The sequence below is a fragment of the Mesorhizobium sp. Root552 genome (assembly GCF_001427285.1).
GTDB lineage: Bacteria > Pseudomonadota > Alphaproteobacteria > Rhizobiales > Rhizobiaceae > Mesorhizobium.
Genome location: NZ_LMFV01000023.1, coordinates 147548 through 163189, shown reverse-complemented (window position 1 = coordinate 163189; position 15642 = coordinate 147548). Strand labels below are relative to the sequence as shown.

Annotated in this window: 13 protein-coding genes; 7 read left to right on the top strand and 6 right to left on the bottom strand. The window is 61.3% G+C overall.

The window, feature by feature from the left end:
• Positions 1-178 precede the first annotated feature (178 nt).
• Positions 179-613 (top strand): hypothetical protein, encoded by a 435-nt coding sequence (locus tag ASD50_RS11555; RefSeq protein ID WP_156465040.1) that lies wholly within the window; start codon positions 179-181, stop codon positions 611-613.
• Between the two features lie 12 nt (positions 614-625).
• Here ASD50_RS11555 and ppk2 read toward each other — a convergent pair whose 3' ends face one another.
• Positions 626-1528, bottom strand: a complete 903-nt coding sequence (ppk2, locus tag ASD50_RS11550) for a polyphosphate kinase 2 (protein WP_056240865.1) — start codon at positions 1526-1528, stop codon at positions 626-628.
• 96 nt (positions 1529-1624) lie between these two features.
• Here ppk2 and ASD50_RS11545 point away from each other — a divergent pair, with 96 nt between their 5' ends.
• A complete protein-coding gene (locus ASD50_RS11545; RefSeq protein WP_056240862.1) occupies positions 1625-2893 on the top strand; it encodes a sensor histidine kinase in 1269 nt (422 codons plus the stop codon).
• A 130-nt stretch (positions 2894-3023) separates the two neighbouring features.
• Complete coding sequence (phoU, locus tag ASD50_RS11540) at positions 3024-3749, top strand: phosphate signaling complex protein PhoU (protein WP_056240860.1); 726 nt, start codon at positions 3024-3026, stop codon at positions 3747-3749.
• Positions 3750-3819: 70 nt separating this feature from the next.
• Here the strand turns inward: phoU and ASD50_RS11535 are convergent, their stop codons facing one another.
• From ASD50_RS11535 to ASD50_RS11525, 3 genes are all read right to left on the bottom strand, one after another.
• Positions 3820-6819: an autotransporter domain-containing protein gene (locus tag ASD50_RS11535; protein WP_056240856.1), complete on the bottom strand. Its 3000-nt coding sequence runs from the start codon at positions 6817-6819 to the stop codon at positions 3820-3822.
• 676 nt (positions 6820-7495) lie between these two features.
• Positions 7496-8722 (bottom strand): cyanate transporter, encoded by a 1227-nt coding sequence (locus ASD50_RS11530; protein WP_056240852.1) that lies wholly within the window; start codon positions 8720-8722, stop codon positions 7496-7498.
• Positions 8692-9165, bottom strand: a complete 474-nt coding sequence (locus tag ASD50_RS11525) for a nucleoside deaminase (RefSeq protein WP_056240851.1) — start codon at positions 9163-9165, stop codon at positions 8692-8694. Before ASD50_RS11525 ends, ASD50_RS11530 begins: the two co-directional genes overlap by 31 nt.
• A 183-nt stretch (positions 9166-9348) precedes the next feature.
• Here ASD50_RS11525 and ASD50_RS11520 point away from each other — a divergent pair, with 183 nt between their 5' ends.
• The 4 genes from ASD50_RS11520 (at position 9349) to ASD50_RS11505 (ending at position 12986) form a co-directional block, all read left to right on the top strand.
• Positions 9349-9960: a LysR family transcriptional regulator gene (locus ASD50_RS11520; protein WP_200952397.1), complete on the top strand. Its 612-nt coding sequence runs from the start codon at positions 9349-9351 to the stop codon at positions 9958-9960.
• Positions 9961-10200: 240 nt separating this feature from the next.
• Positions 10201-11805, top strand: coding sequence for a sensor histidine kinase (locus ASD50_RS11515; protein ID WP_244484497.1), 1605 nt, complete (start codon positions 10201-10203; stop codon positions 11803-11805).
• A complete protein-coding gene (locus ASD50_RS11510; protein WP_056240849.1) occupies positions 11802-12410 on the top strand; it encodes a response regulator transcription factor in 609 nt (202 codons plus the stop codon). The genes ASD50_RS11515 and ASD50_RS11510 overlap by 4 nt, the downstream gene beginning before the upstream one ends.
• A gap of 90 nt (positions 12411-12500) precedes the next feature.
• A complete protein-coding gene (locus ASD50_RS11505) occupies positions 12501-12986 on the top strand; it encodes a GlcG/HbpS family heme-binding protein (protein ID WP_056240846.1) in 486 nt (161 codons plus the stop codon).
• A 71-nt stretch (positions 12987-13057) separates the two neighbouring features.
• On the opposite strand, the gene ASD50_RS11500 is transcribed toward ASD50_RS11505, so the two are convergent.
• Positions 13058-14485, bottom strand: a complete 1428-nt coding sequence (locus ASD50_RS11500; protein WP_056240844.1) for an FAD-binding oxidoreductase — start codon at positions 14483-14485, stop codon at positions 13058-13060.
• Positions 14482-15609 (bottom strand): histidinol-phosphate transaminase, encoded by a 1128-nt coding sequence (gene hisC, locus ASD50_RS11495; protein WP_082549600.1) that lies wholly within the window; start codon positions 15607-15609, stop codon positions 14482-14484. The genes ASD50_RS11500 and hisC overlap by 4 nt, the downstream gene beginning before the upstream one ends.
• Positions 15610-15642 lie beyond the last annotated feature (33 nt).

The window sequence follows — 15642 nt, the reverse complement described above, 5'->3', positions numbered from 1 at the left end:
TGTGATTCCTTTTCGCGCGTTATAGCAACACTATAGCAACAATTTCCTTGGATTGGCGTGGACACGCACGCACGCCCAGGCATGAAAATTGAGTTAACATTCAAATAAGGCTCACTTTTTGGAGACGAGTGTAAACGTCAATGGATAATGGTTCAAGGGTTGGGCGCAGACCTGGCTGGTGCATATGCGCGACCCGGTGAAACTGGCCGGCGACCTTGGGCCGCGCTCATTCGTGATCGCGCAAGTGCTGTTTGCCGGCATGCTGGCTTCGTCGCTGCTTCACCCGCTTCTGCTGGCCACTTTCTGCTTCGGGCTGGTTCAGTTGCTGCTGACGGCCTCGTCCGGTCCCGTCCATTCCGCTCTGCTGATTGTCGACGTCATCAACATCACCTGCGGGTATCTGTCGTTCCTGCTGCTTGGCTGGCAAACGCTGGCAAAAAACCAGCGTCGCGGCTTCTGGAAGATCGTCGCCCTTACCCCGATCTATTGGGCCATGATGTCCTACGCCGGATGGCGGGCAGTGCTTCAGTTGTGGAAGCGCCCATTCCATTGGGAAAAGACGCCACACCGACAGGTGCTGGCGGCTGCGATGCCTCCTGCGAGCGGCGGCTAGGCCGCTGCCCGCCTATGCCAGCAACAACGAGTTGCCCTCATTGATGATCTTCTTGTCCTCCTTGCCGATGACGTCCAGATCACGCCCATCATAAGGCAGAGATAACAGGATGCGGCGAATGGTCGAAAGCCTTGCGCGCCGCTTGTCGTTGGCGCGCACGACGATCCACGGCGCTTCCTTGCTGTGGGTCCTTTCGATCATCTGGTTTCGCGCCTTTGTGTAGGCGTCCCATTTTGACAGGCCGGCAACGTCGATCGGCGAGAACTTCCAGTTCTTCAGCGGGCTGTGACGGCGGTCATGAAACCGCTCGAGTTGCGTTTCCTGGCCGATATCCAGCCAGAACTTGAAGAAATGGATGCCTTCGTTGCGGATCATCTTTTCGAAGCGCGGCGCTTCGTTCAGGAATTGCTCGTGCTGCTCAGGCGTGCAGAAACCCATGACCGGCTCGACACCGGCGCGGTTGTACCAGGAGCGGTCAAAGGTGACGAACTCTCCCTTGGTCGGGAAATGGGTCACATAGCGCTGGAAATACCATTGGCCGGTTTCAGTTTCCGTCGGCTTGGTCAGCGCCACGTTGCGTGCCGTTCTAGGGTTCATGTACTGGCGCAGCACGAAGATCGTGCCACCCTTGCCTGCAGCGTCGCGCCCCTCGAACAGGGCCAGAACCCGCTGTCCGGTGCGCTGCAGCCAGGCTTGCGCCTTCACCAGCTCAATCTGCAACTCCTCGAGCTTGGGCTCGAACTCCTCGCCCTTCATCTTCTTGTCGTAGGGATAACCTCCTGCCGTAAGCTTGTTGTCCTTGATCCAATCGGGAAGATCCGGAGCATCGACATCGAACTCGCGCTGCTTGCCCGCAACCGTAATTTTCAGCGGTCCTGACGCTGCTGTCACAGCGTTGTCATTGGAGTTTTTCATTCAGGCGAACCTTTCCAGTTGGAAACTTCATGCTATTGGGGGCTTCGGCACCGGTCCAGACTGAATTTGCCGTGCCGGCGAGCCATTGGGGCGCGTATGAGCGATATGGATGGTCAGCGACAAAATTGGGGCCGGCGTGCCTTGCAGCGCTTGCAGGCTAGTGGCTGGCTGATTGCCGCAGGCATCGTCGCGATGATCGCTGTCCAGGCATTTTCCGTTCTGTCGCCTCTCGTGGCCCCGCTGGCGATGCTGGGGTTCGTGATCGCCGCAATGGCATTGCCTCTGCAAACCGGACGGGCGGACATGGACCATGACGCATCTGCACAGGGCGGGATCTTGCCGCAGCTGTCGGCGGAACACCTTGCTGCTGCCGTTACCGAGCCGCTGATCGTGTTCGACCAGACGGCGACCGTCGTCCACGCCAATGCCGCCGCCATTTCCATCTTCGGCAGCATAACCGCAGGCATGTCGCTGCCGTTGAAATTCCGAGCGCCGGAAATGCAGGCGCTTATCGAAGACATGCTGACAGGCGGCGTGTCGTCGCTAGCCATTGACTACGTCGAAAAATTGCCCGTCGAGCGGGTCTATCGGGTCAGCGCATCGGCCATAGGCCACGGCACCGGTCTCTACGTTCTGGTGTTCAAGGACCAGAGCGAGGCGCGCCGGATCGACCGGATGCGAGCCGACTTCATCGCCAATGCCAGCCATGAAATGCGCACGCCGCTTGCCTCGATCTCCGGCTTCATCGAAACGCTGCGCGGACCGGCCCGCAACGATCCTGCCGCCCGCGAGCAGTTCCTGCAGATCATGCAGAACCAGGCTGGGCGCATGGCGCGGCTGATCGACGATCTCTTGTCTTTGTCGAGACTTGAGATGAAGTCGTTTCACAGGTCCGGGGTTCGCGTCGACCTGCGCAACGTGGTCGAAAGCGTCATCGATTCGCTTGCACCGCTGGCCAAGGACAGCGGCCTTGAAATCGAGCGGAACTTTGCCGACGGGGCGCTTGAGGTTCCAGGCGACCGCGACGAACTCTACCAGGTGTTTGAAAACCTGCTCGAAAACGCCTGCAAATATGGCCAATCGGGCGAGAGGGTCATCGTCTCCATCGCGCCCAGCACCAAGGGACCGGAACCCGGCATCGACGTGACCATTCGCGACTTCGGCCCGGGCATTGCCGAGGAACACATCCCGCGCGTCACCGAACGGTTCTACCGGGTCGATGTCGAAACCAGCCGATCACAAAAGGGAACCGGCCTCGGCCTCTCCATCGTCAAGCACATATTGACGCGCCACAACGGCCGCCTGTCCATCGAGTCTGAACTCGGCAAGGGGGCCGCCTTCACCGTTCATTTGCCGACAAACTAGCTTTGCGGGCAAGCAGGCGTTAGTCTCTCTGCGATTTGGCTGATACGCCATTCGCGCAATTGTCATGCGGGCAGCGTATCAGCACAGATTCAAGAGGCCGAATCGTCAAAGGTCCCGGAGGTCTTCGCGCATGCAATCGCTACACATCGTCACCGCCTACGACGAGGAACTGCAGTATCTGTCGAAGCGGATCGCTGCGATGGGCGGTCATGCCGAGCGCATGGTGGATCAGGCGATTGCCGCCCTTGTCGGCGCGGACCAGGATCTCGCCCGTAAGGTCGTCGGCGACGACACCGTGCTTGATGACGGGCAGCGCGAGATCGACGACAAGGCCATTCTGCTGATCGCCAAGCGCCAGCCGATGGCGAAGGACCTGCGCGAAATCGTGGGCGTCATTCGCATTTCAGCGGACTTGGAGCGCGTGGGCGACCTGGCCAAGAATGTCGCCAAGCGCGTAGCTTCCGTGGCGGATGGACGCCAGCCGACCTCGCTGTTTCGAGGCATCGAGGCGCTTTCGGACCTTGCGCTTACGCAGTTGAAGGAAGTGCTCGACGTCTACGCGTCGCGCTCGGTCGACACGATCGGCTTCGTGCGCGACCGCGACGACCAGATCGACGCGATGTACACGTCGCTGTTTCGCGAGCTGCTAACGTACATGATGGAAGATCCGCGCAACATCACCTCGTGTACGCACCTGCTTTTCTGCGCCAAGAACATCGAGCGCATTGGCGACCACGCCACCAACATCGCCGAAACGATCTACTATATCGTGACCGGCGAGCAGATGCCGGTGGAGCGTCCCAAGGGCGACAAGACCGACCGCATCGTGATCCAGGCCGACGCGTCTTCCAAGTAGCTACAATTTGCGGAGCTACGCCGCCAAAACCCGCCACTATAGTGAAGGCGGGTTCTGACGGCGACGGCGACTACCACTGGTGTTTCAGGACCACCGTCTCGGAATAGACGTTGCCGCTGGAAGAGAACTCGCCGTCGAACCTGCCGCTCAGCGAAAAGTTTCCGGCAAAGCCAATCTCTACACCGGCAGAAAGCAAGGCGCTGTCTTGCGCCGAAGCCGCGCCATCGACCGTGAAACTCGAACCCGGTAGCGCCTGGAACTCTGCCGAGATGTTGCGGTCATTGTCGAAGTCATGGACCCAGGCGGCACGCCCTTGCAGAGTCAGCAAAGTGCCGTCATCCAAAGTGAACAGCTTGTCGATACCCGTGCCGATCTCGGTCCGTGTCGTCGACGTCGTCTGCGCCGCATAGTCGAGCGCGAACTGGGCCGAGCCCGACTTGGCATATTCGCTATAAGACGGCGTATGCACCGACTGTGCCTGGAAGGCTGCGTAAGGCGTGATGCCCGCCATGGGCGTATCAAACCGATAACCACCTTCGACCCTTGCACCGAAGACGTTGGCGTTGAAGTCGGCGGCCAGTTCGTCCATGCCCGCGATCGTAACGGTGCGCGCCGTGCTCGCATCATGCCAAGCATAGGCCAGAGCCCCGGACAGGTAAGCGGCGCCGAAGTGCGTCTTGCCGTAGACGCCGGCCTGGAACATGTTGCTGTCGCCGCCGCCCAAGCCGTTTTCCAGGCTCCACGAGGTGGCGCCGCCCGACAGGGCAAAACCGGCCACGGTGTCCGCACCCAAGCGGTAGTCGATGCCAACGGCCAGTCCCGTTATGTTGTCATGCGTTTCATGCGTGCCCGCCACGAGCGCGTCCGCGTAAACTGTCGCCTGGCCGCCATAGATCGAGCCCCACATGCCGTAGCCGGGTTGACTGGGTGCGAGCGAAGGCGATGCGCCGCTCGAACCGGCTTCACCGTAGGCCGACGCAAAGACCGGAAGCTCTTGCCCCTGCGGAGCGAATGCCAACGGGGGCTCCTGCGCCGTTGCGCGCTGGCCGATGGTCGGATCGAGCAGCACACCGAGAAACGTGTCGAGCGCATGGAACGGCGACTGGATCGCGCCGGAAGCCGCCTCACCCGACAATTGCGACAAGCCGTTGACCAGTTGGCCCTGTGGCAGCCCAAGCAGCGTCGAGAAGCCCGAACCTATACCGCCACCGCCATTGAAGGCCTCGTCAAGCGTCTCGGCTACTGCCTGCTGGTTGCGGGTCAACCCCTTCATCTGCGCAGTCGCTGCTACGAGATCGATGCTGACCTCGGTTTGGCTATAGGCCAGGCTCGCCTGCAAGGCGGGGGCGTCGACAATGTTGAAGGCGTCGAATGTCGTGCCGCCAAATCCTCCGGTCGCCGACAAGATGACATAGCTCTTCGGAAGGTACGATCCCGCGCCGAAGCTCGCTTCGACTGCCCCAGAAAGTGTCGCCTTGCCCGAAACCGAAGTCATGTCGCCGGAGGTCGGCGACAAATCGACCGCGTATTTGCTTCCGGTCTTCAACGTAAGGTCGCCAGCCACCGAAAGAGTGCCGATCAAGCTATTGCCTGCGGCGAGTGTTCCGTCCGTGTCGATGATCGTGGGCGCCAAGGTGCCAATGCCGCCGACCGTGCCGCCGGCGCCCACAAACACGCTTTCCGAACTCGAAATGCTGCCATTCACCAAAAGCGTGCCGCCAAGGACAGTCGTTGGGCCGAGGTACCCGTTTGTTCCGGCAAGGGTGAGGGTGCCGGTGCCTGTCTTGTTAATGCGGCCTCCAAAAGGAGACGGCGTTGCACAAGGCTTCCCAACAGCACAATTGCTGATCGACCCAGAAAAGACGGTCGAGAGGTTGTTGCCACCGATCACAAGTCCAAGTGACCCCAGATAGACGTTGCCGCCACCCGCAATGGACCCGACCGTCGGTGCCACGAGAGCCTGGGAGAAATCGACAATTCCCGCGCTGCCGTTGGTGACGGCAGCATTGCCACCTGTACTCTTGTTCGCGAACCTCAGCGTACCGTTGTTGAGGATGGTGGCATCTTTTGCCGACGTCGGATCCCTCGGATCAAACCGGTTTGGCATCGGCCCATCGAATGCGAGCGTGCCGTTGTTGGTAATAGTGGCGTTACCCGCATTCGAGACCTCGGAAAACGACATCGTCCCGTTGTTGGTGATATTCGCACTGCCGGCTGTGCTTAATCGACTGAACGTAAGGTTGCCATTATTTGTGATTGTAGCGTTTTCTGCAGAGCTATTGCTGGTGGAATAGGACTGAACGGCATCGGAAAAGCTGACCGTGCCATAATTGGTGATCGTAGCGCTGCCGGCTTTCGTATTGTCTATAAAGTAGATTGTTCCATCTGCGGCATTGTTGATCACAGCATTTCCAGCCGTGGATGCTTCGAAAAAGGCCAGCCAGTTGTGGTTGGTGATTTCCGAGTTGCCGGCAGTGCTCGTTCCGGAAAAATTCAGGAACACACCAGGACTGTTGGTGATGGTGGCAGTTCCAGCGGAACTCGCATCACGGAAATCCAAACCGCCGAAGTTTGATATGAACGCGTTGCCGGCGGAACTTGCGTTAAGGAACGACAACCCGAGACCATTGACGAATGTCTGCTGGTTGGCGGAATTGTTGACGATACCTGCCCCCGTCAAAGCCAATGCGGCGCTATTTTGGGTACCGATGTGAAAAGTGTAGGCCTGCGCGCTTGCATCGAAAACGATCGCGCCGACAGAGGTCGGGACCAGTTCAAAATTCACAACAGCTCCGTTGGGGAGCGTAATTGTGGAGATGCCGCTGGAGGAAAAGGTCGCGGCGCCGGCGGGGACAACGCCGCCTATCCAATTCGCGGTATTGGACCATTGGCCTGAAACACCGCCGCTCCATGTCGCATCCGCAGCGATTGCCGCTTGCGAGAACAGGCCGGCCACGACCAGAACCGCCAATGCCGACGTGGTGTCTGAAAGAGACTTGTTGCGTGCACGCAAAACAAGCTCCGCCACCGCCGATTGCTCGACGCCGAAATTACCCCGGAAATGAGTCATGCGCCCCGTTTGCCCTGCTGAAATATTGCCTTTCAAGCCGTCTCAATTCGCGCGACGGCGGACGCTCCGGGCACATAGTCGATGGAGCCAGAGCCAAGTTGTATCGGATTGCGACTAAACCGGGTATAGGCTCACACGAACTTGATCTGGATCAATATCGGCAGCCAACCCTCGAAATAATTCGCTGGACTGCGGCTGCCAGAAACGATGCCAGAGCTGTTGAAAGGAAGTTGCAGAAGAGTAACCGCTGGAAGTCAAACCATGTGGCTGCGCCACAAGCCAGTCGGCGCGGCGGCAGGGTTCAGGGGCAAAGGCCGCTTGCGCGCCATTCTATTTGTCGCAGCGCAAAGCGCATCCCACGGTGAACTGCGAACAATATTGCCTGCTGCAACGGAGCAGCACACGCTGCAACGACGCAGTTAAAAACCCTCCTTCTTGCCTCGCTCCGGCGAGGCTTTTCTTTGCGCCCCCGCAAAGCGGCCTTGGCGCAGGTCCGCTAACAGTTCTCAAAATCGAACATCTTGAAATTGAGAGACGAAAATGAACTACGTTCTTTATCTGACCGGCTTCACGGTTGCCGTCGTGGCCATCCTGTCGTTCCTCGGCTTCAGCTGATCTTGACGGTCGTTCGCCGTTTCGTGACAAGACTGTTGCCAATCCCGCAGCCGACGAATGGTCAGTTGCGGGATGTTGGGGCCGTCGGGTTCATCGCGACGACATAGCTTGCCGGCGATGCGCGCCAATAAAGCACCGTTACGATGGCTACGCTGACGAGATGCAACACCCAACCGGATACGAAACTGCCTGTGGCATCGTGAAGGACGGCCACGACCCACGGTGCCATCGCAGCGATCAGGAAGCCGCCTCCCTGCATGAGCGCAGAGAGAGCGCCGGCCTCGACCGGGTCATGCAGATGATCCAGCGCCAGGATCATGGACAAGGAAAAGCAGCCGCCCAATCCCGCGCCAAGCAAAGCCGCCCAGAGAATGGGAGCAACCTCCGGTCGTAGCGCAAGCGCCGCAAAGCCAACTGCCTGCATGGCGAGCGTGAGCCAGAGCCAGGGTCGGCGATCCCCGCCCCTGCCGGCCAGTACAGGCAACACAAGGGCCGCAAAAGCCTGCCCCACCGATACGACTGCCAGCAGGCTGCCGCTCGATGCGGCACTCCAGCCGAAGTCCTGATAGTATTGCGCGAGCCACGCCACAACTGTGGAGTATCCGCTGTTGACGAGGCCGAAGCATGCGATCAGCAACCATGTCCGCGGTCGCTTGAGGAAGGTCTTCGCAACATGGCCGCTGCCCTGCCGCGCGGCCCCGCGTGGCAGGCTGCGCGCCGCCAGCAAAAGAGCGAGCACCGCCGGAATCGCCATCCAGCCGAAACCGGCATGCCAGTCACCGGCAGCTTTCGCGATCAGTGGCGCCAGTTGCGCGCCGAGCGCGCCTCCGCCCATCAGCATGGCGGAATAGAGCCCCATGACGACGCCGACATGTCGGGGAAACTGGTGCTTGATGACGCCTGGAAACACCGCCTGCACGATGGCTGCTCCTAAGCCCAGCAGGACCGTGGTTCCAATCATTTGCCAGCCGGTCGATACAAAAACGCGCAGGAACGAGGCAAAGCCGAGGACGGCAAGCGCAACAATAATTGCCTGACGCGCACCGATGCGGGCCTGCAACGAGGGGCCGGCAAAGGCAAACACACCCATCAAGAGCATCGGCACAAGAGTCAGAAGCGCCATGCCCTGCAGGTCGAGCCCGGTTTGCGCGCCTATGTCTGCCGCCAGCGGCCCGACACCGGTCATGAATGGCCTCAGGTTAAGACCAATCAGGACGACTGCCGCGAGCAACAGCGGGCGAGCCTTGGCTTCCACCGCTAGCGCTTCCCAGCGCGGCTGCGAGACCATTGATGGTAGAGATCGGGCTTGCCTTCAGGACGAATGGGCTGGTAGCTGATGGCCATGGATTGCTCGGCAAAAGGCTTGGCGAGGTCCTCGTAGATGGCCGCCGTCGAAAGCCCGAATGAAGCGCCGTCTTCGTTGGAGTAGGCGTAGGCAACCTTGTTCACGCCGGAAAGCCGCATCGCAGCCATGCACATTGGACAAGGGTGGCCGCTTGCATAAACAGCGCATCCGCCAAGATCTGGCATCCCTAACTTGCGGCTGGCGGCACGGATGGCCGACATTTCTGCATGAGCCGTCGGGTCGTTTGTCGTGTGGATCTCGTTCACGCCGATGGCGATGACTTCGCCGTCCCTGACCACAATGGCGCCGAAGGGCCGGCCGCCCTGATCGATATTGGCGCGAGCCAGTTCGATGGCCTGACACAAGAAGCCCTGTTCTTCGGTCATGCTTTTTCCCTTCCATCTGGGCGCGCGATTTCGGCCATACCGGCGCGAGAACCGATCTCGGTTCTCGTGACTGCGCGGGCACGAAGTACAGATAGGGAGAAAGAGAAATATTTGAAAATTAAATGTTTGGATAAATATCATTTGCAATACAGATATTAGAAATTTGGGAACGGCCTCGAAACAATGCTCGATCCGCGCCTTCTCCGCGCCTTCGTCGCGATCGCAGATGCCAGAAGCTTCACGCTGGCGGCGGAGCGCCTGAACATGACGCAATCCACCATCAGCCAGCAACTTGCCCGGTTGGAGGAAGCAGTGGGAGCGGCGTTGATCGATCGCGCGGCGCGGCCTGTCGAGCCGACGCCCACTGGTGAGCGGCTGCTGGGCTATGCGCGCCGAATCCTTGCCCTTCAGGAAGAGGCGCAATCGGCACTTGGCGACCCTGCCGGAACGACATCGATCCGGATCGGCGTCCCCGAAGATATCGTAACAAGCGCCATGGCGGCGGTGTTCAGCGACTTCGCCCGGCGATACCGCGCGATCAGGCTGGACGTTACGGCAGGCCTGAGCCGCGACCTGACCAGGCGTTATCGCGCCGGCGAACTCGATATCGTGGTCGTCAAGGAACCGGCGGCAGACCCCTCATGCCGGGCAACCTATCCGGAAGCCATGGCATGGTTCGAAAGTGCCGATGCAGCAGGTGAGCCACTCAACCCGATTCCGCTGGTCACTTTTCCGCCCGGCGGCCTTTATCGCGAAGCGATGTTCGAGCGCATCGAGCAAGACCAACGCCGCTAGTACATCGCCTTCTCGGGCAGCAGTTTGCATAGTGTTCTGGTTGCGGTCGAGGGTGGTATAGGCCTGTCCCTTCTCCCCAAGAGCGCGGTGGCGGGGTATCGCGTCCGGCAATGCACGGCTTTTGGAACGGAGCCCGCGATGGCCGTCTCGATCTACTCATGGGAAAGTACCGGGCCGGGCGCAGAGTTGGTGGGGCACATGAGTGCGATTCTAGCGGCCGGACGATCTCAGCATGGATAGATGGATGAGAAAAATCTGCAAATTGCAGCGGGCATTCCGGTCAGGCGCACAAGCTGCAAGAATGTACAGATGATGCCCGGCAATCGCACTATCCTTGACAGCTTGTTCAAGCAGATCGCCATCGGATGCCTGCTGCTTCTTGCTGCCGCCGGCGCGCTTGCGTTTTTCCAGCGAGATGCCCTTGTTGCGGAACTGGAACAGGAAAGCACGGTTCTTCACCGCCTCGCATCGCAGCGCGCCGACCAGCATGACGCCCATCTTACGGCATTATCGGCGATCGCGGTGGCCGCCGGGAGCGAGCAGCACAAGCTGTTTCTCGACGTGGCCGAGACCATCACGCGATTTTACCCGCGCATCGACGAGGTTCAGCTTGTCCCGCTCGATCCCCAGGGCGAAGTGGTAGGCACCGAGCCCCTAGATCCTGCCGCCGCCGATCTTGTCCGTTCGGCGGCGCAAGCTTCCAAAGGTCAGATCACGCTGCTGCCGCACCCCGGCAGGCAACACCACTACATCATGGTGAAGCGAAGCCCCAATTCGGATGCAGCACTCTACGGGCTGATGATTGGCATCGACGCGCAAAAACTGCTCGACGAGGCGGGAACATTCTGGTCGCGCCCCGGCGTAGCGCTCGGCCTGTCCCTGCCGGATGGCCATTCACTCGTGGGGGATTCCCGCTCGCCCGAAACGGTGCGATTCACCAAGGTTCTCGGCAGCCAGTCCCAGCCACTGCTTCTTGAAACCGGGATGAAGATCGGGATCGCCGACGTCTATCCTCCCCTGCAGACGGGCCTGACGCTGCTCGCCGTCGCCCTTGCCTATCTTGCTGCACTCGCAGCGCTACGCCAGCGGGCACGGGCGCGGGCGGCGGTTGAGCAGGCACGGCTGAGTGCGCTGGAATCACGCCTTGCCCATGCATCGCGGGTTAATGCGCTTGGTGAGATGGCCAGCGGCCTGGCGCATGAATTGACACAACCGCTTACGGCCATTCTGGCGCAGGCACAGGCAGGGCGGCGGATGCTCGGTCAAGGCGATGCGAGCGCGCTGGAGCCGGTGCTCGACGATACCGTGACGCAAGCGCGCCGGGCGTCGGCAATCCTGCAGCGTTTCCGCAACTGGTCCCGACCGCAACGTGGCGCAGCCACGGCTTTCGACTTGCGCGAAGTTTTGGCCAATGTGCGGTCGTTGCTCGCTCCCCAAGCCGCGCTGCACGGTGCACAACTGGAGTTTGAAATGCCGGAACACTCAGTGTCCGTTGTTGCCGACCCTGTCGAGATGGAACAAGTCGTTTTCAACCTCGTGCGCAACGCCATCGAGGCGGCGGGTAATGCAACCGGCACCGGACGGATTGTCGTCAAGCTGGAGCAGGATGGAAGTCAAACTGTACTGGATGTCGCCGACAATGGCCCAGGCGTCGCCGAGGAACTCCGTCCTCGCCTGTTCACGCCGTTCACCACGACACGCGCCGACGGCACCGGACTCGGCCTTGCGCTGAGCCAACGCCTGGTGGAACGCGCCGGTGGGGAAATCGCTCTGGTCGACGGCGGGCCGGGCGCGACCTTCCGGGTTACCTTGCCGCGCAATGGAGTTGCGGAGGCCGCACAATGACCCGTCCCGTCTATCTGGTCGATGACGACGAGGCAGTGCGCCGCGCGCTCGGCCTTCTTCTGTCCACGGTCGGCATCAAGGCCGTCGGCTTCGCCGATCCGCAAGCGTTTCTGGCGCAGGTGCCGAAGCTTTCGCCCGGCTGCCTGATCCTCGACATCCGCATGCCGGCCATTTCCGGATTGAAGCTGCAGGAGCGATTGACCGAGCAAGGCATCGACTGGCCAACCATCGTCATATCCGGCCACGGCGACATCGAGGCTTGCCGGCGGGCATTCCGCAACGGCGCGGTGGACTTCCTCTCCAAGCCGATCGATGAGCAGGACCTGATCGATGCGATCCAGAAAGCCCAGGAAGCACTGGAACGCACGCTCAACCGTCGCGCCGAACAGGCCGAAGCGCAGGCCCTGCTCGCAGCGCTGACGGTGCGCGAGCGCGAAGTGCTCGACCGCATCGCCGAAGGCTTTACCTCGCGCCAGATCGCCGAAGGGCTTGGCCTGTCTCCACGCACGGTGGAAAGCCACCGCGCGGCCATTGGCGCCAAGCTTGGCACCACCTCGCAAGCCGAGATGACGCGCCTGTGGATCGAGGGACGCGACACTCCGTAGAACTACGGACACCATTGCAAGGCCTACGAATGCCCGTCGTTCGAGACGTGCGCTAGCTTCCTTCCATCAACTTGGAAAGGAAACCAACAGATGCTCCGCAACCTCGTTCTCGCCGCTGCCGTTCTGGCTCCCCTTGCCGCCACCGCGCAGGAACTGCCGACCGCTCCCTACCTGCCGCTCGACATCGCCACCAAGGCTGCGGACGCCGCGCTGAAGGCCTGCGTCGCCGAAGGCCACAATGTCAGCGTCGCGATCGTGGCGCGCGACGGCTCGACCAAGGTTCTGATCAAGGCCGACAATTCCGGCCCGCATACCGGTTCCAGTGCGCAAGGCAAGGCATTCACCTCTGCCGCTCTCGGCCGCGATACGGCCGGGCTGGCGGAATTCATCGCTTCCAAGCCGGCAAACGAAGGCTTGCGCGACATGGATGCGCGTATGGTCATCCAGGCCGGCGGCCTGCCGATCAAGTTCGGCAAGGCACTTGTCGGCGGCATCGGCGTCGGCGGCGCTCCCTCGGGCGATATCGATGCCGGCTGCGCCGTGGCCGGTTTGAAGGCAATCGGCGCTGCCGAGTAAATCCAACGCACATTATGGAAACGGCTCGCTTGAAGGCGAGCCGATTCCTGTTTCAATCGAGCGTGAGCGGCTTACCGCCGTTTCAACGGCAATACCTTGCCCGGGTTCATGACCCCCTGGCCGTCTAGCGCTGCTTTCACTTGCGCCATGGCGCTTAGCTTGGTCGAGTCCGCGGTTGCCATCAGCGAATGGATGCGCTTGGAGCCAACGCCGTGCTCGGCTGAGAACGAACCTCCCCGCTCACGCAAGCCGTTGTAGAGGACGGCTTCCACAGCACTTGCCATGCTGTCACTCAACGGGCCGGTTCGATTAAGCGCAATGTGCAGGTTGCCGTCGGCCAGATGCCCGAACAGATAGGGCGCCAGATCCAGCTCGATTTCGGAAAGGCCGCGCAGGATATGCGCGACATAGGCGTCGATTTCCGACAGCGGCACCGACACGTCGTAGGATGGCGAGGCCGGATGAGTCCGGTAGATGACGTCCGTATCTTCGCGCAGCCGCCACAGCCCGATTTCCTGCTGCTTCGAACTGGCGATGATGCCTGTCGCTTCGGGGAAGCGGTCAAGTATTTCGGCAAAGAGCCGTTCGAATTCGTCGTATAGCGCCTGCTCACTGGCTCCGCCGAGCGACACCAGGAGGCAGATCGGCTGGTCGAGCGGAAAGTCGGGCTCGGACCAGCCATGGGCGGACGCGGCCAGCTTGATGTAGGACTGCCACAGCGCTTCCGCCGCGCGCAGATGGCCAGCCTCGGTGTCGAGGGCAAGGCGGATTGTTTCCAGCGCGGCGCTGACCGAAGGCAGGCCGAACAGAGCAGTCGCGGTGGCCTTGGGCAGCGGTTCGAGCTTTACCACCACGCGGGTGACGATGCCGAGCGTGCCTTCCGCGCCGATGAAGAGATGCTTCAGGTCGTAGCCGGCAGAGGTTTTCACGACGCGGGTCAGGTCGGTCATGATCGAGCCGTCGGCCAACACCGCCTCAAGGCCAAGGACGCGGTGGCGCATGACGCCGTTGCGAAAGGCCATGATGCCGCCCGCATTGGTGGAAACCATGCCGCCAATGGTCGCCGAACCGCGTGACGGCAGATCGATGCCGGGTTCGAGCCGATGCTCGGCGGCGGCGGCTTGCAGCGTTTCCAGCGTGCAGCCCGCCTGAACGACGGCAACTCTTTCGACCGGGTCGAGCCGCTCGATGGCGTTCATGCGCGCCAGCGACAGAATGATTTGGCCCTGGCTTGAGACGCTTCCGCCCACGAGGCCTGTGCGTCCGCCTTGCGGCACCAAGGATACCTGATGGTCGCGGCAGAGCTGGATGACGGCGGCAACCTGTTCGGTCGAGCCGGGTGCAACGACGATGCCCGCGCCGAAATTGTCGGGATTCCAGCCGGGATCGGCAGACGTTACCGCCTCCCCGGTCCGCACGTTTGCCGAACCCACGATGGCGCGCAAGGCATCGAGCGTCGCTTCAGGGACCAACTCTGCCACAAGAGAACCGGACGTCATCGTGATACCAATTGTCCGAGGGCCTGGATCAGGCGGTCGTTTTCAGCTGGCGAACCTATGGTGACGCGCAGGAACCGCTCATAGCCCTTTTCGCGCCATGCCTTGACGATGATGCCCGCCTGAAGAAGCGATGCGGCGAGCGCGGAACTTTCGCCGCCGCAATCGAAGAACAGGAAATTGGTCTGGGACGGAGCAAGGCGCAAGCCGAGCTTTCCAAGCGCCGCAGCAACGCGCGCTCGCTCAGTGCGGATGCGCGCGACGGACGCCTTCATCCAGGCGTCGTCTTCCAGCGCTGCAATAGCCGCGATCTGGGCGGCGGCATTGACGTTGAAGGGTGTCTTGGCAGCCGAGACGACGCGCGCAACTTCGCTATCGGAACAGACCGAATAGCCGACGCGCAGTCCCGCCAGCCCATAGGCCTTGGAAAAGGTTCGCAGCACGACATACGCGATGCCGCTTTCGCGCAGCAGTTCGATACCGTTCGGCGCGTCCGGATCGGCAAACTCGAAATAGGCCTCATCCAGCACGAACAGCGTGCCGGGCCGCACCGCATTGACCAGACGCTCAAGCTCCCGCCGGTCGAGGCCCGGTCCGACCGGGTTCCACGGAGAAGACAGGAAGACGATGCGCGGGCCTGCGGCGATCGCCTGTTCCAGCGCGTCGAGATCGAAACCGAGCGATGCAGTCATCGCAATCTTGATCACTTTCGCGCCCGCTGCCAGCGGCTCGATCTCGTGCAAGCCGAAGCTCGGCACCACGGTGACGACGGATGCCTCGGGAACGAGCATGGCCCGGGAAATCGCGGCGATCATTTCCTCCGATCCGTTGCCGACGACGATATGCGACGGCTCGACCTTCAGCCTTTCACCGAGCGCGGTCCGTAGCGCCGTGCAGGCCGGATCGGCATAGCGCCACGGCTCGAAACCGGCGGAGGAAAGTGCCGCCATTACCTTCGGCGAGCAGCCGTCCGGGTTCTCGTTGCTGGCGAGACGAGCGATGTCGTGATGACCGCTGACGGCGCGCGCCGCGGCAATGTTCATGCCGGCATTGTAGGCTGGCAGCGATGCGACATGAGGGTTGAAGGGCAGTTCGCCTTCCGGTCTGGTTTTCGCCGATTGTTCCAAGGGAATTTCCGTTTGTGAGGTGAAGTAGTACGA